Genomic DNA, 19,873 nt, shown 5'->3' with positions numbered 1-19,873 from the left:
AGGACGTACCACCCAGCATCTCTTTAAGTGCTTCTGGTCACAAGGTGAAGCTACGACGGGAGGACGCCCGCTTCTCGTGCACTCTCGCGTTCCAGTGACGACGCTTCCAGTTCGCTGGAGACCGCCTATCCGATGCGTTCTTTACGTGCCTCTGGTTACAAGGTGTAGCTACGAAGAGCTTTTCGCGGACGTCATATCCCCGAAAGCGCCAGCGCTGCGTACAGCGCGGAGACCTATCCGTTCCAGTGTCAGTCAGCCTGAGAGACCATCCGACTGGAGCGAGCCTTTTTCCGTCTGCCTGTCTGAGCGGGAGGTAATGAGAGACGACGGTGCCGAACCCGCGGGCGGCGACCAGCCCGCGGCCGTCGGCGACAGCCCACAACTCGAGTACGACGAGGAGCGCCGCCTCGAGACGCGCCCCGGTTCCGGTTCGCTCTCCCGGGCGGACGTCCAGCGCGATTCGACGGTCCGGCAGTGGGGCGTCGTCACGCCGAGTGCGACCGTCATCGGCCGCGCGGAGTCCCCCGACGCGGACCTTTCCGAGAGCATCCGCCGACTCCACGACGAACAGCACGGGGCGACGCCGGGCTACAGCGAGCGCGCCCACCACCTCGACCGCCTGCGGACGACCCAGGCGCTGTGTAACGCCCTCGACGTGACGCCGTGGCAGCGGGACCTCGCGCTCGGCGTCATGGACGAGATCGACCTCACCGAGTTCGGCAGCCAGCGCGCGATCCCGAAGGTCGCGCTGGTCGTGATCCGCCACGTGGTCGACGTCGACCGACAGCAGTACTTCGGGCTCGACGATATCGACACGCAGGCGCTGTCGCCCGACCGCATGGAGGAACTGTTCGGTCAGTATCGCGCCCACGACATCACCGACGAGGAGACGTTCAAACGGCTCGCCGCCGACTACGGGCTGGACACGACGAGCCTGAACCGACTTCGACGCGTGCTCAAGGCGCAACTCGAGGACGAGTTGCCGGCTTACGGCCGAAACCCGTACCGCGACCCCAACCTGCCGGACGTAACGGGTACGACCGACGCGGGTGACGATGGTGCGGGCGCGAGCGCGACGGCGGGCGGAGACGTGAACGGGAACTAACGAACTACGTGGGCACTACCCGGGCGAGGGCTACTCCAGAACCGCAGCGACGGCGTCCATCGCCCGATCGACTTTTTCGACCTCGGCGTTGTACCCTATGTGTCCGAGCCGAAGGATATCGTCTTCCAGATCACCGAGCCCGGTCGCCAAGACGATCCCCTTCTCGTCGGCGACCCGTCGCTGGATCCGTTTCGCGTCGCCCGGGAGGTGAAACGCCGTCACCGTCGGGGACAATCGGTCAGGATCGGGATAGCGCTCGAGTCCGAGTTCGGCGCCCCGCTCTCGACAGCGTTCGGCGGCCGCCTCGTGGCGCGCGAAAACGGACTCGAGACCCTCCTCGAGCACGATATCGAGCGCCGCGTCGAGCGCGGCTACGTTCGCGTCCAGATGCGTGTACGGGAACCCGTCGGAGACGTCCCGCCACGGGAGGAAGTTCGTGTACAGCGAGGCGGGATCGCGCTCCTCCATGGCCGCCCACGCGCGGTCGCTGATCGCGGCGGTCGTCAGCCCCGGCGGCGCGCTGAAACACTTCTGGGAGGCTCCCAGACAGACGTCGATCCGGTCGGTGGGCACCGACGTCCCGCCGAGCGACGAGACGGCGTCCACGACGCTCAGCACGTCGTGCTCCTCGAGCAGGTCCAGGACGGGACCCATGTCGTTGAGCGTCCCGGTCGGCGTCTCGCAGTGGACCAGCGTCGCCACCGTGAACGGGTCGCCGGCGTCGTCGGCCTCCTCGAGCGCCGTCGCGACGCCCTCGAGGTCGTAGTCCTCGTCGTACGCCGCGGAGACGAGTTCGGCCTCGCCGTCGGAGGACTCGACGAAGTCCGCGAAGCCGTCGCCGTAGAGCCCGTTCGAGATGCAGAGCACCCGGTCGCCGGGCGCGACCAGCGAGGCGATGGCCGCCTCGAGGCCGAGGATCCCCTCGCCGCCGGGAACGACGACGTCGTGGGACGTGTCGTAGATTTCCTCGAGTTTCGTACAGACGTCGTCGTAGCGTTCGGCGAACGCGGACTCGATGTCCGGGTTCGGTTGCTCCGCGGCCATCGCCTCCCTGACCGTCGGCGGGACTGTCGTCGGGCCTGGCGTGAATCGCATACGGTCTCGTGCGGTCCGCACCCATTAGCCGGTTGCGGGACTCGACGGCGGACCGTGCCGGTTGCCGTCGCCTTTTCCGTCGCGACTCCCTATCTGCGCGTATGTCCGATACAGCCCAGCAAGTCGAGCTCTACGCCGACTACGTCTGTCCGTTCTGTTACTTAGGAACGCGGTCGCTCGCACAGTACAGCGACCGGCGGGAGGAGCCCCTCGAGGTCGACTGGCGGCCGTTCGACCTCCGCAGCGGGAAGCGGAACCCGGACGGTTCGATCGATCACGACGCCGAGGACGGCAAGGACGATCAGTACTTCGAGCAGGCGAAACAGAACGTGCGTCGCCTGCAGGAGGAGTACGGCGTCGAGATGGCCCAGGAGCTGGCGATCGAGGTCGACTCGTTGCCGGCCCAGCAGGCGTCGTGGTACGTCAAACAGGAGTACCCCGACCAGTGGGCGGCCTTCGACGAGGCGATCTACGACGCGCTCTGGCGGGACGGGCGGGATATCGGCGACGGCGAGGTTCTGGCCGACATCGCGGAGACGGTCGGGCTGCCGGTAGACGAGATTCGGTCCGCGATCGATGACGACGGGCTCCGAACCGAGCTCGAGGACCGGTTCTCCATGGCCCAGCGCCGCGGCATCACCGGCGTCCCGACGTTCATTTCCGGCGAGCAGGTCGCCCGCGGTGCCGTGCCGCCGGCCCAACTCGAGCAGTTACTCGACTGAGACGACGATCGTGCAGAACCGGTTGCGGTGACGGTCTCGAGGGGGAGTTGCGTTCCGTTCGAATGTGCCGACCCCGTTCTTGCAACGAATGCGGATGCGCTCGAGCGATCCGCTCACCGCGATACAGCGCACGCCACCGCAGAGCACTCACCCGAGATGGCGCGGACTCACTCGAGTTTCTCGAGGCTCTCCACGAAATTTCCCCGCGGGCCGACGAGCGTGATGGGATCGTCCGCGACCGAGACGGCGACCGTGGCGGGTGGCTCGAGTCGCTGTCGACTCCGTCCGTCGCTGATCACGTAGGCGGTATCGGATCCGGAGACGGCGAATTCGAGTTCCGTCTCGGGATCGACGACCAGCGGCGGCATGCCCCCGAGGGCGGCCATCTGCGTGATGACGAGCGCGTCCGCGTTCGGGTGGACGAGCGGCCCGCCCTCGCTCAGGTTGTACGCGGTCGATCCCGTCGGCGTCGCCACGAGCACGCCGTCCGCGTGACTCTCGGCGTACCGTTCGCCGTCGATTCGAATATCGACCGTCGCGCCGCCGCCGTGCCCTCGTCGCCGTCCGTGGACGACGATCTCGTTGAGCGCCGGCTCGAGCGTCCAGTCGTCGTCGATAGCGCTCGCCTCGAGTCGAGCGAGGTCGCGCCCCTCGAGGCTCCCGGTTTCGCGTAGCTCCGCGACGAGGTCGGTGACGACGTCGACGGCGTCGGCGGGTGCGACGGCGTTGAGAAAGCCGACTTCGCCGAGATTGACGCCGAGAATCGGCGTGGAACCGACCTCGCGGGCGACGAACAGCAGCGTGCCGTCGCCGCCGATGCTCACCACGAGGTTCCGATCGGCCATCGCCGCGACCGGCGCTCCGGGTTCGTCGATCGCCTCGCCGGTCGCGCCGTCGACGACCGTATCCACCTCGTCCGATCCGCGCTCGCCGCCGCGCTCGAGCGTCTCGACCAGTCTCGCGGCGAGTCCCTGTGCGCGCTCGTTGTCCCGCTGCGCGACGATACCGACGGCGACGTCCATTGCCGGCGAGTACCCGTCCCGTGGTCAAAAAGCCACGTTTTGACGGTGTGATCTTCTCGATCACGGACTGGCACGGGGCGAGCACGCGGTGTTCATCACCGTCGAGGAGAGCCGCGAGCGCGTGATCGACAGCGCGACCGAGAAGGGGTACCCCTTCGACGAGTACGTCGCCGACGACCGACTCGCCGTCGTCGACGTCGATCCCATCGAGATGGCGAACAGCCTCGCGTCGATCAAAAACGAGTTACCGGCACTCGTCGAGGAGTTCGAGGCCTCGCGACTCGTGTTGGATTCGGTCTCGCTGCTCGAGATGATGTACGAGGACCGCGCGACCCGGCGCAACGAGATCTACGACTTCACGCGGAGTCTGAAGGAAGCCGGCGTCACCTCGCTGGTGACCAGCGAGGTCTCCGAGGAGACGCCTTACGCCTCCCGATACGGGATCGTGGAGTATCTCACGGATGCCGTGTTCGTCCTGCAGTACGTCCGACCGGACGACTTCCGGGAGACGCGACTGGCGATCGAGATCCAGAAGATCCGGGACGCGAACCACTCCCGCGAGAAGAAGCCCTACGAGATCACGAACGAGGGGATCTCGGTCTACCAACAGGCGAACCTCTTTTGAGATCCGGACGGTCCCGTTTGCGGGTGTGACGGCTCTCGTCCGCGAGTAAGAGCGTGTTAGGGCCGCGTTCGTTGCCCATACTTTTGCGGCTCTCACCGTCACCGATTCGTATGGCACAACGGACGACGGCCGACGAGAAACTCCCGCGATCCGAACTCGCAGCGTACCTCGCAGAGCTCTCCGAGGAGTTCGATCGGGGTGAGGAGGAGATTCACGTCGATGTCGGCAACAAGACGATATCGCTCAACCCGGCCGAGGAGGTCGACTTCTCCGTCGACGTCGTCGAACGCTCCTCGATGCTTCGGGGTAGCCGCGAAACGGTCAAAATCGAACTGAGCTGGAAACCCTAATCCGCTACTGAATCGATGTCTGCTATCGATGCCGCCGTCATCTTCGGTCTCAGCCTCGTCGTCGGAACGGTCGCGATTCTGGGCGGCGTTCGGGTCGTTCTGGATCGAGACGCGGGGGTCGCCAACGCCGCGTTGACCGCACTCGTCGGCGCGGCCGTCTGGGCGGCGACGAGCTATTTCGCCGGCTGGATCCCGCTGATCGGAATCGTCGTGATGCTCGTCGTCTGGGTCGGCGTGATCAACTGGCGGTATCCCGGCGGCTGGGGAACCGCGGCCGCGATCGGTATCGTCGCCTGGATCGTCGCGGTCGCGATCGTCTACGCCACCGCGCTGGTCGGGCTCGTCACGCCGGAGGCGCTCGGCATTCCGGGCGTCTAGCGGTCCGGACGTAGCGCCTTCCGAGCGTCACCCGCCCGAGGCGTAGTGCGTCGGTGTTCCCACCAGCGGAGAATCACAGCAATCGCTTTTTCACCGCACTCGAGACCCTCGAGCAGGGCCGTAATGTACGACACAATCCTCGTTCCCACCGACGGTAGCGATCAGGCGACAGTCGCCGCTGCGCACGCGATCGACATCGCGACGACGAGATCGGCGGCGGTACACGTCCTCTCGATCGTCGACGACCGGGCGTTTCTGGTGCTCGACGACGACCGCGTCGCCGCGGTTCGAGCCGACCTCCGGGCGAACGCCCGCGACGCGATCGACGACGTCGCGACGGACGCACTCGGTCACGGTCTCGAGGTAGAGACGGCGATCGAGACGGGCCATCCAGCCGAGCGTATCGTCGACCACGCGGCCAACCGCGACGTCGACCTGATCGTCATGGGGACGAGCGGCGACGAGTACGAGACCAACGTCGTCGGCAGCGTCTCCCAACGCGTCGTCCGGCAGGCATCAGTCCCGGTCCTCACCGTCGGGCCGGACGTCGCGGACTGAATCGATCGCCGATCGACCGGCAAACTCTCGACCGGAATACAATCGTCAATAATCACACAATATTTATTGAAAAACGATCAGAAGAGTCGATGTACCCGGATAGCGATCACCTACATTGATATGTAACCCGTCGGTAGATAGTAAAGAATGCGTCGTTCGCTCGTCATCGCAATCACGTTACTCTCCCTCTCCGTACTCCTCGTCGGCGGTCCATCGTTGCTGTTCTCACCCTCGACGGAGACCGTCGGTCCCGACGAGACGGAGGTTTCCCCGCGGATGACCGAACTGGAGGACTCCGAGAGTAGATTCTGGCGGTATCTCAGCCCACAGGAGCGGTTCCAGCAGCGCAGTCCGATCAACGTGGTCGTCCGCGGCAGCGCCGACGACGTCGAGCAGATACTGACCGAAGCGAGCGGTGGGGACTGGACGGAGATGAACGAATCGGAAGCGGAAGCGGTGCCCGAAACCTACACCCTCACCGGCTCCGAGAACGGCACTCCGAACGAATCGATCGGCAACGAAACGGCTCAAAACGCGACCAACGAGACGATCCAAAACGCGACCAACGAGACGGCTCAGAACGCGACGACCGACGAAACGGCCCGGAACGAGACCGACGACGATGTCGACGAATCGCCTCGCAGGCTCCCCGACCTCGAGTGGGGTGATGCCAGCGGTGACACTCGCTACGCGTACGTCGATTTCGGCAGCGGTGAGCGAGGGTACTGGACGACCGAAACGCACCAGCTCCAGGACGGCACCTACTACGGCCAGCGATACCACATCAGACTCTACGAGAGCCCGAACGAGGACGACCAGTGGGTGATCATGCAGACCCACTCGGAACACTTCGACTGGTTCACGCTCCGTCACCGCGTCCACGGCTCGCAGGACGCCCAGACGAAAGTCGAGAACGACTTCATGAGCCACCCGCAGGTCGACGTGGAGGAGGACGTCCGCCGGATCTACCTCGACAACAAGAACTCCGCCGATGCCGACGGCTGGGCGACGGTCGTCGACGTCGCCGGAATGCTCCTCCTGCCCGCGGGCGTCGCGGCCCGTCGGCGCATCGGCACCGCCCGAACCGATACCGGCAGTCGGACCGATCCCGAACACGTCTCCAGTCACACGCCCGCGGCGATCGACGACCACCTGACCGACGTCGACCGCCGCCGGATCGCGGCCGCTTACGACCGCATCGAACTCGGTCACCTCGTTCTCGTCTGCGCCATCCTCGCGCTGTTCCTCGGCGTCCGGACCGGCGGAATCGTCCTCGAGCGCCGCGCCGGATTCCTCACACCGCACCAGATCGCCGCCCTGCTGTATCCGGTGATCGCCGTCGGGATCCCGGTCGCGACCTACCTGATCGCCGGCACGCTCACGCGACGACTCGACGCCGCTCTCGTCGCCGCGAGCTCGCTCGCGATCGCGATCTGGATCGATTACGGCCTGCTCGGCGTGGACTCGCTGCCCGTCGACGTCGTCTTGCAGCGAATGCTCGTCGTCGTCGCACTGGGGCTGATCGCCGGCGGTGCGGCTAAACGCGCGACGCGCGAGTCGCGGTTCAACGACATGCTGCTCGCCGGCGTCGTCATGTGGGTGGTCGTCCTCGGCGGAACGCTGCTCGGCTACTTCTGAGGCGCGCGGCACCGCCGTTCGCCGCTACAGAGGCGGCTCGCAAACGCGTCGAATACCGTCCTCGAGGACGGATCGTCGGCGATAGTCGACAGTGTCCCGGAGATGTTCCGGATCACCGACGGATTCGTGTTGCTACTACATCGCGTAGCTTCCACGCCGTGCGGACGATCGGTCACTTGCAAGCAACGAACGAGCGTTATCCCCCTGTTTGTCCCGATAATCGGGACGAGCGCCCCCCGAAACACGACTTCTAGGGGAGTAGGACTGATTAAATACGATCACTCTTTGACGGCGAGCCCTTAAGGTCCTGCAACCCGATACTTACATGAAATGGCAAGTTCCACCCGCCAACGCCAACGTGATTCTGAAACAGACGAAAAAACGAACGAAGGAGAGCATGGGCGGGTATGTGACGAGTGTGACGGTGGCACGCTCGTCAAGAGCGAGGATCAGGGCGAACTCGTCTGTGACCAGTGCGGACTCATCGTCGAAGGCGCGAACATCGACCGCGGACCGGAGTGGCGCGCGTTCAATCACTCCGAGCGGCAGAACAAGTCCCGCGTCGGCGCGCCGACGACCCAGACGATGCACGACAAGGGCCTGACGACCTCGATCGACTGGAAGAACCAGGACGCCTACGGCCGCTCGATCTCTTCCGACAAGCGCAACCAGATGCGCCGCCTGCGCAAGTGGCAGGAACGAATCCGAACCAAGGACGCCGGCGAGCGGAACCTGCAGTTCGCCCTCTCGGAGACCGATCGGATGGCCTCTTCGCTGGCGATCCCCCGGTCCGTTCGCGAGGTCGCCTGCGTGATGTACCGGCGCGCGCTCGACGAGGACCTCATCCGCGGCCGCTCGATCGAGGGCGTCGCGACCAGTACGCTCTACGCCGCCTGCCGGATGGAAGGGATCCCGCGATCCCTCGAGGAAGTCGCCGCCGTCTCCCGGGTCGAGCGCAAGGAGATCGGCCGCACCTATCGGTACGTGGCCCAGGAACTCGGCCTCGAGATGGAGCCGGTCAACCCGAAGAAGTACGTGCCGCGCTTTTGCTCGGAGCTCGAACTCTCCGAGGAAGTTCAGGTGAAGGCCAACGAGATCATCGACACGACCACCGAGAAGGGACTCCTCTCGGGCAAGTCGCCGACCGGCTACGCCGCCGCCGCAATCTACGCCGCGTCGCTGCTCTGTAACGAGAAGAAGACCCAGCGCGAGGTCTCCGACGTCGCGCAGGTGACCGAAGTCACGATCCGGAACCGGTACCAGGAGCAGATCGAAGCGATGGGAATCTACGAGTAAGGCGTCCCGTCGAGTTTCGACGATCTGTTGTTACTGTCATTTTCGCGCGGACTCGAGGCTCGAGCGACCGGTGTCGCGGTGCTCGAGAAGTCGACCAGAGATCACGAATTGTTCGCGATGAAAAATGCGCCGACCGGGAGTTGAACCCGGGCTATAAGCTTGGGAAGCTTATGTCCTGCCACTAGACTTCCGATGGACTCGCTGCGCTCACGGGTCGTTTCACTCCCCGTTCGTCTCTCGAGGCACTCCCTTCGGTCGCGCCTCGTACCGCTCGTCCATCGACCCTCGCCTCGCTTCGCTCGGCTCGGCACCGGCGCTCTCTACGGGAAAATACTCATCGGCGAAAAACGATCTAAATGCGCCGACCGGGAGTTGAACCCGGGCTATAAGCTTGGGAAGCTTATGTCCTGCCACTAGACCACCGGCGCACTGCGCTCACTTCGTTCGCTTGTGCCCCGAGTCTCACCTCGCTTCGCTCGGTGAGACACCGGCGCTCGTTCGCTTGAGTACACCGTCTTCGTGTGGTGAGACGCCAGCGCTCGAGTCACCCGTTCGTAACCGCTGGTTGCACTTCAACGTAGCGCTCCCCGCAGCCCTCCGCCGCCGATGTCTCGAGAATCCAACACTCGTGCACTTTTTTCCCGTAGGGGGAGGCTATTAGAACGAGCCACCCGTACAGCCGTCCATGATCGACCTTCGCTTTTCGGAGGGGGAACTGGATCGGCACCGCGAACACATCACGGCGTTCGTTCGCGATCGAGTCGACGCTGCGGGTGCTGACGGGGCCGTACTGGGTCTTTCGGGAGGGATCGACAGCACGCTCACCGCCTATCTCGCCGTCGACGCACTCGGGGCCGAGAACGTCCACGGACTCGTCCTGCCGGCAACCGTCAGCAGCGGCGAGAACATGAGCGACGCCGAACGGGTCGCCCAGGACCTCGAGATCAGCTACGACGTCGTCGAGATCGAACCGATCGTCGACTCGCTGCTCGCGGCCTACCCCGAAGCCGAGGGCGACCGCGAGGCCGTCGGGAACGCTCGAGCGCGGGTCCGCGCCGTCCTGAACTACCTCGTCGCGAACCACGAGGAGCGACTGGTACTGGGGACCGGCAACCGCAGCGAGGCCGCGGTCGGCTACTTCACCAAGTACGGCGACGGGGCCGTCGACTGCCACCCGATCGGGAACCTCTACAAGGCGCAGGTTCGCCAGCTCGCCCACCACGTCGGCGTCCCCGAGGCTCTCGTCACGAAAACGCCGACCGCGGAGCTGTGGGACGATCAGACCGACGAGGACGAGATGGGCGTCAGCTACGAGACGCTGGATTCGATCCTCGCGACGCACGTCGACGGCCCGCTGTCGGTCGCCGCGACCGCTCGGTTGCTCGAGGTCGACGCGGAAACGGTCGAGAAGGTCCGCGGGATGTACGAACGCAGCGAGCACAAGCGACAGGTGCCGCCGGCGCCCGAGCCGTTGAACTGATCGCGACTCGCGCGGTCCACGTGACTTATTCTGACCCTGTCTCCGATCGCCACTCGTCCTCGAGCAGGCCGTACCAGTAGGTGTCCTGAAACGCGCCGTCGACGAACACGTCGTCGCGGTGGACGCCTTCGCGGGTGAAGCCCACGGACTCGAGGAGCCGTCTCGAGGGTGCGTTGAACTCGAAAACGCGAGCGGTGATCTTGTGCAGGCCGAGCTGGTCGAATCCGTAGGTGATGAGCCGGTCCGTCGCGTCGGTGCCGTACCCCCGGTCGTGGTACTCCGGGGCGATCCAGTAGCCGATCTCCGCCTGCCGGGTCTCCCGCTCGATCGCGTTGAAGCCGATCGTCCCGATCGGCGACGAGTCGGCGACGATCAGGAGGTTCACCGTCTCGTCGTCACAGACGACGTTCTCGAAGAACTCCCGCTCCTGCTTCCGGTTGATCGGTCTCGAGCGGCCGATCGCTCGCCAGATCCGGGGGTCGTTGATCTCCCGCTGCAGAAACGCGAGGTCGTCCTCCTCGATCGGTCGGAGGTCGACGCGGTCTCCGGAGAGAAACACTGACTCGGACATTGGCTATCGGTCTCACCGACGCGACAAAAATGGTTGGGTCGCACACATCTCTCGCGCTCGAGCGCGTGTTCGACGGTCATCGCTCGAACGCATCCTCGGTGGTCATCGCTCGAACGCATCCTCGACAGCCCTCACTCGAGCACGGCGTCGATATCGTCGGCGTGATTCTCGACGAGTTCGCCGAACGCCGTCGCCTCGAGGCGCTCCTGAGTCGCCCGCTCTCGGTCGTCCCGGATCCGGCGTTTCAGGGCCGTGAGCGCGTCGTCGGCGTTTCCAGCGATTTCCTCGGCGACCGCTCGGGGGTCGTCCTCGATTCGGGAGATCAACCCCATCCGCAGGGCCTCGTCGGCGTCGACGGTCCGTCCCGAGAGCGCGAGTTCGAGGGCATCGCCTTCCCCCACGACGCGGGGCAGGCGGACGGTGCCGCCCCAGGCACCGAAGAGGCCGAACGTGACGCCGGGTTCGCCGTAGGTCGAGTCCGGGGTCCCCACCCGGACGTCACAGGCGAGCGCGAACTCGAGGCCGCCGCCGCGTGCGGGGCCGTCGATCCCGGCGACGACGACGGCCGGCGAGTCCTCGATGGCCCGGGCGACGCGCTGGCCCAGTCGAGCGAACTCGGCGGCTCGCTCGCGGTCGCCGTCGAGGTCGCCGACGGCCGAGAGGTCCGCACCGGCACAGAACGCGGGGCCCGCTCCGGTGAGGTAGATCACGGTCTCCTCGTCGTCCTCGATCGCGCTCTTGAGGGCCTCGAGCCCCTCGACAGTAAGGGCGTTTCGCGCGTCGGGGCGGTCGAGCGTTACGGTCCGGATGGATCGGCCGGCGTCGATATCGACAGCGATCATGTTCGCCAGTCTACCGGACGTTTCCAAAGGTCTTTGGCTCCGCCGTCGTAAGCCTCTGCTGATGGAGAAAGCCGACAGCTGTCGGCGGGCCGCCTACGAGGCCGTCGAAGACGTGGAACCACCCGAGTTACACGACTACATCGAAACCACCCTCGAGGAAGCGTCGATGGTCCCCGGCGTACTCACGATGAAGAGCGCGGCGGCGACAGCGGCCGACGGACGCAGTATCCTCGACGCAGACAGGACGCCGGAGCCGGCGTCGGACCGCGACTCCGAGCACGGTCGCGAACTCGACGACGACGCCAGCGGGGTCACCACCCAGGCTGCCGGCGTCCAGCTCATCTACGAGGGGTTGCGCCTGACGAGATCGCTCGCCCACGACGAGCCGTGGACCGAGAACGGAACCAGTGGTGGCGACGACAGTGCCGAGGCGGGAGACCTCGAAATTCTCGCCGCCGACATCCTCGTCGCCCGCGGCTTCTATCTACTCGCTCGCACGGACGCCGCCGGCAAAGCCGTCCGAACCGTCCAGTCGTTCGGGCGCGATCAGTCCCGACGGACCGCAGTGGCCGACGGTGACGAGACGGATCCCGCGGCCGTCGACACCAACCTGGAGCGGGACATCCTCGAACTCGCCGTGCTCACCGGCGCCGCCGCCGTCGGCGACACGCCCTCCCCGCGGCTGCTCGCCACGGTCGACGCCATCGGCGACGCCGTCGACACTCCGTTCCCGCCGGCCGCGACGTATCTCGCCGACCTCGAGCCGACGCTCTCCGAGCAGTCGCTCGACGATCACACGACCGATCGCGCGACGTCGGCGACGGACCCTTGAGTTAGCCTCCGCCAACCGAGAGACACCCACCCACGCCCGGTGGCAAATCGAAAGCCCTAAAGATGACTCGAGACAAGTGGGAAATGCGTGCCTGGGTAGCTTAGCGGTAAAGCGCGTCCTTGGTAAGGACGAGAGCCCGGATTCAAATTCCGGCCTAGGCTTGCTCCTTCGTCGCAGACCGTAATTCCCATACACCGACGCTCTAGCATAGTTTTTACGGCTGTTTTCAGCGAGAAGGACACCCGTGTTTAGGATATTTTTGCTGGTGATAGAACCTCTCAAAGGATACCCGCGCGAGCAACTACCCCAAGCCGGACCGCATTTTTCAAAAATTATAGAATAGATGGCAATTCAGTGAGAGATCGATTATGACCGGAAGCAACCGAGTCACTTACAACGGATAGTGACGACAATATAACACTATTACTGCTGTAGCGCTATGGGTTACTTTCAACCAAAATTGCTGTATTTCTTTATTTTCTAAAATTAGGGCCAGTCGTATTGTATGCCAACTCTTAACAATACAATATACTGTATACAGTTAGTCCTTATTCGGTATCTGTATTATACTGTATACAATTGGCTGTATTCGACTGGAAGCTACTGTATAGTAACTACAATGCTGTGTACAGTTGGCTGTATTCGACTAGAAGGGATTGAGTTACATTGAGACTGTTCCATTGGAACGTAGTTCAGGATACTTAGTCAAAGTAAACCCTATACAACTTGAACACTACGCTATTGACCGTAAGACGGACAAGAATACACTTCCAGTTGAATAGGGATCTTGGATACATCTTCTGTGCAGTTAGAAATACACTGTCTGTATTAGGACACAAATCGATTTTAAGGTGGCTGGCTGCGTTTCTGTGCCACTTTTTATTCTCGTGAATGGTTTTCTCATCTGTTCCAGAAAATCGCCTGAGGAGTTATTTGTGGGCCCTCATTGCTTCGGCTATTCACCGCTAAAATTGAGGGTGTGAAAATTACATACATATGAATAATATGCTAATATGACCTATTTTGTAAAATTCTGCCCTTAACTATCGCTAGCGAATGTCGTTCTTCCATATGATGTGAGTCGCCGATAGCAGATTGACCTTACTTTAGTTGGTCCAGAAAATCTGTTAAGACTCACTCAAATTCAGAATATTTGTGAGCAGGCTACACTATATCTCCCGAAGTTCAAGTCGGACAATGTTCTAACCGCTTGGTGCCTTCTCGTCGTTAACAGCTATCGACCGCAGTCCTTTGCGTAGAAGTACTGTGGTGCTATTTCTCATTGGCATTTTGACTGATCCATTGAACAGCTTCAAATCGATCCGATGGATAACAAAACCACTTTTCGCACGGAATATCTTTGGTTGCTTCATCTCCTATCACAACATATGTTAGATTAGAATTTCTTTCCTGGAAAGATTCCGCCTTTTGAATTGCATTTTCCAACATGTCCTTGTGTTGAATCCCTTTCACCTCTATTATTATGTCCCCGACACGAAAATCTGGAAAATAGTAACCACCATCGATTTTGAATTCTTGCGGTTCACGCTCATGGTGTTGGCATCTTTTTGCAAGTCGCTGATCAATATCGGCTTCCCATAGGCTATCTACAAGATTTCCCGTCTGTTTTACTCGATATTTTTGCTCGCTAATCTGAACAACACCTGGCTCCACCTCTACAGGATAAGATAGGTGGTCAACAGCTGGATCATATTCTACCCATTCTTTTCTACTTACAAATTTGGCGCTATCACACCCAGGACAAATGCCAAAATCACTCTTGCTATCTATCGATAGTTTTGAGCCACAATCGGGACACGCTGCGTCTTCTCTCGGTACAGGATCATAAGAATGCCATGTTCCCTTGGGCCATATTCCATCGCAGTTCCGACAGATTCCTATTGTTTCATTTTCGTATATTGAGAGCCATGAACCACAGTTTGGACAGCCTGCCTGACTGGGGTCTTGTTCCTCCGCAACTTCCCCAGAATATTCAGGATGAGGATCAGGCGATTGCCATTTCCATTTTTCAGGGTTTGGCCGATCCTCCTCACAATTTGCACACCATAGTTCGCTTTTCCTATCATCATACAAGTGCTTGCTAAGAGAGGCGCTGCATTTAGGACATAGTGCCTGTGAGATAGGAGGAACTATTGGACCTGGAATTTCTTCTTCTGCTGTGAATCCGACTTGCTCAACATAGACCTCTTCAAGATACTCTATAAATGATTTCGCAAAACTAAGAGAGAAGTTACCTTCGCTAATTTCGTTGAATTCTATAATTGATTCCTTTATGCTCTTATATGGCACCTCAACGGAGAACTTCTCGGAACTACTCTCAAAAGCATATGGAACGTTCTCCTCAATAAGAGAGTTAGTGAAATCATCACAAAATTTCGATATGCTGTCAAATTCATAAGAACTATTTGACTCGGTTGCCATTACAAAAAGGACATATTCCCGTAATCGTGGAGTATTCATCTCAACTTCTATATCAAATTCATAGCTCCATTCTAACTCACCACAGATATATTCTTTAGGCTGAACCGAGAGTGATTCATATTTGAGGCGAGCGTCCCGCATTTGTACTTTCAATAGGATCACTTGGTGTCAATGGTGTTAATTGCTATGGCGATGTACCATAGCTTCCTTTCAATTATATTCAGATTGGCAGCATTCCTTTGTGTGGAAAGGGCACCCGAAATGAGGAATTCCTCTCCGGAATAAGGAATAACGCGCACGGAACCATCTCACATAATGAACTGTTCCTAGCCATCCAAATAATTTTAATTAATATCTTCCGCCGTCTGTTGATACGCGATGCGTCTGATTGTTTCTAACAGCACTCCCTCGCCAGCAAGTTGTTGCGCTTTCTCACATTCGCTGAGATAATATTCAAACACGTCTTCTACTGAATAACCTGAATTGGAGTCTGCCAGATTTTCAAGAGATTCCTTATATTCCTCAGTAAGGTAATCGTCGCTGCCCTGTCCCGTCACAATGGGCTACAAATTGGCTTTGCGTCACATAAAGGTGTGCGGAAGATGAAAAGAATATTATGGAAATTAATAAAGGTAGTGGATTTATATGCATTATTTAATATTTATTGCAACCATAATACAATTATTTGTAGTATTAGATATTTTTGATATGTTTCCTACGTCTTTCCGCTTTCTCAGCACTAGAACCTTTATCGTAATGTTTGTCAAGTACTTTATCGCTCATATTCACGCGTTCTCCAGTCACATCCTTCGGTTGTCCTGCGTTCCTTGCAGCAGTTACATAGCCTCGACGTAGGGCATGGGGGCTAACCGAACCCGGGCACTTACAAGAAGCGTTCCAAGACATAGCTTCGCAATCTTCGGGCTTCCGGTCGAATGGGCATTCCCCTCCGTTGTAATAACAGGGACGAGTTGCTGTGTAAACATACCGTTGGATGGTAGTTTCGACTACACGACCGCTCTTGGACGTTAGAAGGGGTTTTCTATCGTGTTCATCGGTTACATCGTTCCGGTTGTTATCTATATAATCGCGGAGAACATCAGCCACTTCAGAAGTAATCAGTACGTCTCGTTCACTTTTCTCTTTATTCTTCAACAGTGTTCCTGTAATTGGCCGATGACGAAGCTTTAGTGCCGGTCGTCCACCGTCAAAATCCTCAAGATCAAGAGCCCTTAGCCCGCTCATTCGCATTCCCGTTTTCCATAAAATCAATAGAGTGATGTGCCGGTTAGTCGCATACTCGTACTTCTCGAGGAACTCAAGCAACTCGAGGGCTTCATCCCGCGTAAGGAGATCGTCACATATCTCGTCGTTCTCGCTGGTCTGGGGGATCCGTACCATATCAGCCATACCTCGGGGAACTGCAGCAATGTGTTCGCAGAACTCAATGAACTGCTTGACCGTCATCATGTCTTGCCGGGCTGTGATGACCTTAACTTTGGACAGCCGGTGTTCCTTGTATCGTTGAATAAGTTCGCTGTCCAGTTCGTTGAGATCCGTAAGGTTCTGCTCATCAAGCCAGTCGCAGAACTGCCGTAGGGTCGTCCGATAGTTCTTGATCGTTTTCTTCGTGACACCCGGCTTCTTGTCGTTGAGGAATCTGTTCTTCGCTTCGTGTGGCGGTGTTGGTTTCAGACTCATTGTTACTCTTCCAACACAGCCTGCAATACTGGCGCAAACCCTTGTTAGCGGGCTTCTGCGTCCGGTGTGACGAGAGCCCGGGTTCAAATCCCGGCCTAGGCTTGTAAGAAATCCTTCAAATCCTTTCTTCACCTTCTACCAGGGTAGCAGCGCCTATCGGTTTTTCAATTCGACTCAGTATAATTCCCTTGAGAGGTTCGATGAACCGGCCGGGGGTGGAACGTGACGCCCCTCGGCGATGGGAGGGGCGGTTCAGGCAGCAGAGAAGGTCTCACGTTCACCGATCAAGCACCCGTCGCGACGGACGCGACTGTCTCCCTCCAGAGCAAACCGCCGTCCAACGTGTGGAATGAACTCGTGAAATCCGATGGATTCCATGATGCTTTCGTTGACGCTGTTTTGGATGCGGTCCGTGGCCGGACTTATCTCGAAGCTCACGATGTACTCGAAGAAGCCGGTGTCGAAGCCCTCAACGGTTCGTACCGAACGCTGATCCTCCGGACAGCCAGAGGCGACGAACAGGCCATGTGGACCCTCTTACGTGAGGCTCGCGGCCTGGGAACCGGGCGATCACCCTTCACGGACGTCATCAGTGCGGCGAAGATGTTCGAGGTCGCCGTCGAAAACACTCCTGACCGAAACGTTCCGACCATCGCAGTGCAGATGTCCCAAACATTCCGCGATGTCCGGGCGGATCAGCGACGAGATGTCTGTGAACTCATCGCGACGCTCGCCCGCGGGTGCGACGTCCGGCTGATCGCGAGCGGCCTCGTGACCCGGTGGTTCGCGAGTGAGCACCGGGCGGACCTACCGGGCGTTAGTGACGCCTGCAGTATACCCCTGAGCCGGTCACCGCCCGTCGACGAACTCGTGGAGGCAGCGTGGCGCCAAATGGATCCAGATGGTCGTGAGGCCGGTATCCTACGATCACTCGCACAAGAACCGGGTGAGACTCTGACGTACCGCGAACTGTACGCTGATTCCCTCGTGAGTGATCAGCGGGTCCGTCAATGCATTCAGACGCTCAGGGAGACCGGTCTGATTGATTCGTTCGGTCCGCAGCGTGATCGTCGGGTTGAGCTCCTCGAGGCAGGACGGATGTATCTCGAGACGTTAGACCGGGAAATCGGAAGACAGCGCCGGCTTGACGAAAGCGTTAGCCAGACCGGAAAGTCCCGTACGAAGGACCGTGTAACCCCGGACGCTCACGATACCCCCTTACCGGATGCCGACCAGACGCGGCCGTTCCAGGTGAGGTACATGGGACGATCGAATCACGTTGCGGCGGCCGCCTCGGCCACTGATGGCGGTGTAACACTGGTCGACGACACCCTTGAGGCGGGCGAGGACGCCCGAACGCACCTCGTTTCGTATGATCCCGATCGAGACGAGGCGGTTGTATCCGTACACGGATCAGGGGCCTTCCCTTATGTAGTGAGTACTGCAGTGGCGTTAGCGTCGCCACGTTTCATCGACCGGGTCCTCCCGATGTCCCGACTCGAAACCCTCGACGAACCGCCCGCTATTCTCCGGGACGCCCGGTGCGTCGGGTGGCTTTCTGATGAGGCCCTTGCTGACGGTCAGGTCCTTCGTGACTCTCTCGTCGACGCTGGTGTCGAGCTCCAGAACCTTACCCGTAAGCATCGGAACGGTGGATTCAACGACCGGGGCACAATCATGCAACTTGCTCACGGTTTGGCCGGGGCGATCACTCACCTCCTGGAAGCGTTTGGCGTCGACCTCGTCCGAGAAATCCGGGTGCCGAGCGGCCTTGAACGTGAGCGACAGCTACAACCGATGGCAGAATCAATCTCGATCAGCGCGGCCATCCAGGCTCGGTACGGGGCATTCGCGACGTACCGTCAGCTATTCGAAAGTCGCGAGGAGAAGCGGCACGTCGCTCTCACACCGGACGTCGACGCGACTGATCCGTTCGGGACGCTCATTGGTTCTTATGTGATTCGCGGTCCGGATCTTCACCGGTTTGAGGGCTACCTTACCGACGCCCTCGAGGCACCGGCTGATGTCCACGACGACGCCCCGGAAATTGCCATCCGTCTCTCGGTCGTCGACGCTGACCGACGGGCGACCTATGCCATCGCCACCCGGCGGATGTGTGAGGCGAAGAATCTTGAGGCGACCCGCGAGGCCGTCTCGTTCTTACAGGCGTTCACCGGCTCACCGTACACCGTTACCCGGACGCTACAGTATCTTGGTCATGAGGAGACGTCCCGGCAAATTCACCTCGACGAGGTCCGGTACGCCCTCGGGACGCTCCCGGCTGAGCGAATCCTACCCGATTCCTCGCCAACGGTGTCGAAAGCCGTCCACACTCTCCTGACCGCTTCAAGGTCGCTCACGCAGACGGAAATCGCCGAGCGGGCTGGAATATCGACGCGGTCGGTTCGGAATCACATCGGCCACCTTGAGGCGTTTGCACTGATCGAGGTGATGAATGATGGATACCGGCTGGCTCTCCCGTTCCGCGAGGAACGATGTTCTACCGGTGGCACTCATCTCCCATGGTACCTCACACCGAACCGCGATCGCGACGACTACCGTGACGCGACGGCGAAAGGCATTTTGTGGGAGGTGGTTTTCGAAATCAATCCCACAGGTGAGAAGGCTGTTGTGAGGCTCTTTGACCGGATTAAAACGCTTCAGATACCTCCAGATGTCTGGCAGGATTTAGGTGAGGTATGGCCCTGGGCCCCACCTCTACTTGACGCAGTTCGCGTCTTAGCGGCTGAGGAGCCGGCTCGTGAGTTCACTAATACGATTATCATCGGAGCTGAGCCCGAGCAAACGGCACTTCCGACCAAGTCAGCAACTCCGTCCATCGCCGAAGCCATTACGGTCGCTGACTCACCTATGGAGGGCAATAATGTGTGATTCTGAGAGGGAGTACCCACCCGCACTGACCGATAGTGACTGCGCTCTCGTCAGGACCCTCGAGAACGCGGCTACTGATCGATGGGATGACGAGTGGGCGATTAGTATCAGAAGGTGGGCCGATGGAACCGCTCAGATATACGCTGAACACTACCAAGGCCTAACTGAGGACGGATATCGAAAGAAGGACCGGCTAATGCCTACCGGTGATGGCGGTTTGGTCCATGAGGTCGTCACCGTCGAACAGTTGGAGATGGTTAGTCGCGAGGTGATTGAGTTCGTCGATAGCCTAGATACCTCAGGTGTTGAATGAGATGGAATAGT

The 19,873-nt window shown here is 60.0% G+C and carries 18 protein-coding genes, 3 tRNA genes and 1 pseudogene; 13 read left to right on the top strand and 9 right to left on the bottom strand.

Annotated elements, in window-relative coordinates:
* Nucleotides 1-316 precede the first annotated feature (316 nt).
* On the top strand, nt 317-1,105 hold the full coding sequence (locus ACSFC7_RS07495; protein ID WP_436347094.1) for a DNA-directed RNA polymerase subunit epsilon: 789 nt from the start codon (nt 317-319) through the stop codon (nt 1,103-1,105).
* Between the two features lie 30 nt (nt 1,106-1,135).
* Here the strand turns inward: ACSFC7_RS07495 and ACSFC7_RS07490 are convergent, their stop codons facing one another.
* Nucleotides 1,136-2,200, bottom strand: a complete 1,065-nt coding sequence (locus ACSFC7_RS07490) for a pyridoxal-phosphate-dependent aminotransferase family protein (protein WP_436347093.1) — start codon at nt 2,198-2,200, stop codon at nt 1,136-1,138.
* A 101-nt stretch (nt 2,201-2,301) separates the two neighbouring features.
* On the opposite strand from ACSFC7_RS07490, the gene ACSFC7_RS07485 reads away from it, so the two are divergent.
* Nucleotides 2,302-2,922, top strand: coding sequence for a DsbA family oxidoreductase (locus tag ACSFC7_RS07485; RefSeq protein ID WP_436347092.1), 621 nt, complete (start codon nt 2,302-2,304; stop codon nt 2,920-2,922).
* Between the two features lie 167 nt (nt 2,923-3,089).
* Here ACSFC7_RS07485 and ACSFC7_RS07480 read toward each other — a convergent pair whose 3' ends face one another.
* Complete coding sequence (locus ACSFC7_RS07480; protein ID WP_436347091.1) at nt 3,090-3,944, bottom strand: NAD(+)/NADH kinase; 855 nt, start codon at nt 3,942-3,944, stop codon at nt 3,090-3,092.
* Between the two features lie 55 nt (nt 3,945-3,999).
* Between ACSFC7_RS07480 and ACSFC7_RS07475 the strand changes: the two are divergent.
* The 6 genes and pseudogenes from ACSFC7_RS07475 to ACSFC7_RS07450 form a co-directional block, all read left to right on the top strand.
* Nucleotides 4,000-4,569 (top strand): annotated as a pseudogene (locus ACSFC7_RS07475) (ATPase domain-containing protein); the annotation flags it as partial.
* Between the two features lie 110 nt (nt 4,570-4,679).
* The gene (locus ACSFC7_RS07470; RefSeq protein ID WP_436347090.1) at nt 4,680-4,919 is read left to right on the top strand and encodes an amphi-Trp domain-containing protein; all 240 of its coding nucleotides are present in this window, start codon (nt 4,680-4,682) and stop codon (nt 4,917-4,919) included.
* A gap of 15 nt (nt 4,920-4,934) precedes the next feature.
* Nucleotides 4,935-5,297 (top strand): hypothetical protein, encoded by a 363-nt coding sequence (locus ACSFC7_RS07465; RefSeq protein WP_436347089.1) that lies wholly within the window; start codon nt 4,935-4,937, stop codon nt 5,295-5,297.
* Nucleotides 5,298-5,420: 123 nt separating this feature from the next.
* A complete protein-coding gene (locus tag ACSFC7_RS07460) occupies nt 5,421-5,855 on the top strand; it encodes a universal stress protein (RefSeq protein ID WP_436347088.1) in 435 nt (144 codons plus the stop codon).
* Between the two features lie 147 nt (nt 5,856-6,002).
* Nucleotides 6,003-7,493 (top strand): hypothetical protein, encoded by a 1,491-nt coding sequence (locus ACSFC7_RS07455; protein WP_436347087.1) that lies wholly within the window; start codon nt 6,003-6,005, stop codon nt 7,491-7,493.
* 330 nt (nt 7,494-7,823) lie between these two features.
* Nucleotides 7,824-8,789 (top strand): transcription initiation factor IIB, encoded by a 966-nt coding sequence (locus tag ACSFC7_RS07450; RefSeq protein WP_436347086.1) that lies wholly within the window; start codon nt 7,824-7,826, stop codon nt 8,787-8,789.
* Nucleotides 8,790-8,914: 125 nt separating this feature from the next.
* Here ACSFC7_RS07450 and ACSFC7_RS07445 read toward each other — a convergent pair.
* Together ACSFC7_RS07445 and ACSFC7_RS07440 are read right to left on the bottom strand one after the other, a co-directional pair.
* Nucleotides 8,915-8,980: transfer RNA gene (locus ACSFC7_RS07445), tRNA-Gly, on the bottom strand.
* Nucleotides 8,981-9,146: 166 nt separating this feature from the next.
* Nucleotides 9,147-9,217: transfer RNA gene (locus ACSFC7_RS07440), tRNA-Gly, on the bottom strand.
* Between the two features lie 257 nt (nt 9,218-9,474).
* Between ACSFC7_RS07440 and ACSFC7_RS07435 the strand changes: the two genes are divergently transcribed.
* Nucleotides 9,475-10,269, top strand: coding sequence for an NAD+ synthase (locus tag ACSFC7_RS07435; RefSeq protein ID WP_436347085.1), 795 nt, complete (start codon nt 9,475-9,477; stop codon nt 10,267-10,269).
* 25 nt (nt 10,270-10,294) lie between these two features.
* On the opposite strand, the gene ACSFC7_RS07430 is transcribed toward ACSFC7_RS07435, so the two are convergent.
* Together ACSFC7_RS07430 and ACSFC7_RS07425 are read right to left on the bottom strand one after the other, a co-directional pair.
* Entirely contained in the window at nt 10,295-10,840 is a 546-nt protein-coding gene (locus ACSFC7_RS07430; protein WP_436347084.1) for a GNAT family N-acetyltransferase, read from the bottom strand.
* Between the two features lie 131 nt (nt 10,841-10,971).
* Entirely contained in the window at nt 10,972-11,682 is a 711-nt protein-coding gene (locus ACSFC7_RS07425; RefSeq protein WP_436347083.1) for an enoyl-CoA hydratase/isomerase family protein, read from the bottom strand.
* A 61-nt stretch (nt 11,683-11,743) separates the two neighbouring features.
* On the opposite strand from ACSFC7_RS07425, the gene ACSFC7_RS07420 reads away from it, so the two are divergent.
* A complete protein-coding gene (locus tag ACSFC7_RS07420; RefSeq protein WP_436347082.1) occupies nt 11,744-12,514 on the top strand; it encodes a DUF7114 family protein in 771 nt (256 codons plus the stop codon).
* Between the two features lie 89 nt (nt 12,515-12,603).
* Nucleotides 12,604-12,675: transfer RNA gene (locus ACSFC7_RS07415), tRNA-Thr, on the top strand.
* Between the two features lie 1,111 nt (nt 12,676-13,786).
* Here ACSFC7_RS07415 and ACSFC7_RS07410 read toward each other — a convergent pair.
* From ACSFC7_RS07410 to ACSFC7_RS07400, 3 genes are all read right to left on the bottom strand, one after another.
* Nucleotides 13,787-15,097 (bottom strand): hypothetical protein, encoded by a 1,311-nt coding sequence (locus tag ACSFC7_RS07410; RefSeq protein ID WP_436347081.1) that lies wholly within the window; start codon nt 15,095-15,097, stop codon nt 13,787-13,789.
* A gap of 203 nt (nt 15,098-15,300) precedes the next feature.
* On the bottom strand, nt 15,301-15,513 hold the full coding sequence (locus ACSFC7_RS07405; RefSeq protein ID WP_436347080.1) for a hypothetical protein: 213 nt from the start codon (nt 15,511-15,513) through the stop codon (nt 15,301-15,303).
* A gap of 136 nt (nt 15,514-15,649) precedes the next feature.
* Nucleotides 15,650-16,657 (bottom strand): tyrosine-type recombinase/integrase, encoded by a 1,008-nt coding sequence (locus ACSFC7_RS07400; protein ID WP_436347079.1) that lies wholly within the window; start codon nt 16,655-16,657, stop codon nt 15,650-15,652.
* Nucleotides 16,658-16,879: 222 nt separating this feature from the next.
* Between ACSFC7_RS07400 and ACSFC7_RS07395 the strand changes: the two genes are divergently transcribed.
* Nucleotides 16,880-19,549, top strand: a complete 2,670-nt coding sequence (locus ACSFC7_RS07395) for a hypothetical protein (RefSeq protein ID WP_436347078.1) — start codon at nt 16,880-16,882, stop codon at nt 19,547-19,549.
* Nucleotides 19,542-19,862, top strand: a complete 321-nt coding sequence (locus tag ACSFC7_RS07390; RefSeq protein WP_436347077.1) for a hypothetical protein — start codon at nt 19,542-19,544, stop codon at nt 19,860-19,862. Before ACSFC7_RS07395 ends, ACSFC7_RS07390 begins: the two co-directional genes overlap by 8 nt.
* The last annotated feature ends 11 nt before the right edge of the window (nt 19,863-19,873 follow it).

This window comes from Natronorubrum halobium (genome assembly GCF_051351675.1).
In the GTDB taxonomy this organism is placed as follows: domain Archaea; phylum Halobacteriota; class Halobacteria; order Halobacteriales; family Natrialbaceae; genus Natronorubrum.
Note: the sequence above shows the minus strand (reverse complement) of the source record. Positions and strands in the feature narration are given on the sequence as shown.

Excerpts from the sequence above, each read along its gene's own strand:
- ACSFC7_RS07435 (WP_436347085.1), top strand. The coding sequence starts at position 9,475 with ATGATCGACCTTCGCTTTTCGGAGGGGGAACTGGATCGGCACCGCGAA.
- ACSFC7_RS07485 (WP_436347092.1), top strand. The coding sequence starts at position 2,302 with ATGTCCGATACAGCCCAGCAAGTCGAGCTCTACGCCGACTACGTCTGT.
- ACSFC7_RS07420 (WP_436347082.1), top strand. The coding sequence starts at position 11,744 with ATGGAGAAAGCCGACAGCTGTCGGCGGGCCGCCTACGAGGCCGTCGAA.
- ACSFC7_RS07390 (WP_436347077.1), top strand. The coding sequence starts at position 19,542 with ATGTGTGATTCTGAGAGGGAGTACCCACCCGCACTGACCGATAGTGAC.
- ACSFC7_RS07490 (WP_436347093.1), bottom strand. The coding sequence starts at position 2,200 with ATGCGATTCACGCCAGGCCCGACGACAGTCCCGCCGACGGTCAGGGAG.
- ACSFC7_RS07495 (WP_436347094.1), top strand. The coding sequence starts at position 317 with ATGAGAGACGACGGTGCCGAACCCGCGGGCGGCGACCAGCCCGCGGCC.
- ACSFC7_RS07430 (WP_436347084.1), bottom strand. The coding sequence starts at position 10,840 with ATGTCCGAGTCAGTGTTTCTCTCCGGAGACCGCGTCGACCTCCGACCG.
- ACSFC7_RS07480 (WP_436347091.1), bottom strand. The coding sequence starts at position 3,944 with ATGGACGTCGCCGTCGGTATCGTCGCGCAGCGGGACAACGAGCGCGCA.
- ACSFC7_RS07470 (WP_436347090.1), top strand. The coding sequence starts at position 4,680 with ATGGCACAACGGACGACGGCCGACGAGAAACTCCCGCGATCCGAACTC.
- ACSFC7_RS07450 (WP_436347086.1), top strand. The coding sequence starts at position 7,824 with ATGGCAAGTTCCACCCGCCAACGCCAACGTGATTCTGAAACAGACGAA.
- ACSFC7_RS07410 (WP_436347081.1), bottom strand. The coding sequence starts at position 15,097 with ATGCGGGACGCTCGCCTCAAATATGAATCACTCTCGGTTCAGCCTAAA.
- ACSFC7_RS07455 (WP_436347087.1), top strand. The coding sequence starts at position 6,003 with ATGCGTCGTTCGCTCGTCATCGCAATCACGTTACTCTCCCTCTCCGTA.
- ACSFC7_RS07465 (WP_436347089.1), top strand. The coding sequence starts at position 4,935 with ATGTCTGCTATCGATGCCGCCGTCATCTTCGGTCTCAGCCTCGTCGTC.
- ACSFC7_RS07400 (WP_436347079.1), bottom strand. The coding sequence starts at position 16,657 with ATGAGTCTGAAACCAACACCGCCACACGAAGCGAAGAACAGATTCCTC.
- ACSFC7_RS07425 (WP_436347083.1), bottom strand. The coding sequence starts at position 11,682 with ATGATCGCTGTCGATATCGACGCCGGCCGATCCATCCGGACCGTAACG.
- ACSFC7_RS07460 (WP_436347088.1), top strand. The coding sequence starts at position 5,421 with ATGTACGACACAATCCTCGTTCCCACCGACGGTAGCGATCAGGCGACA.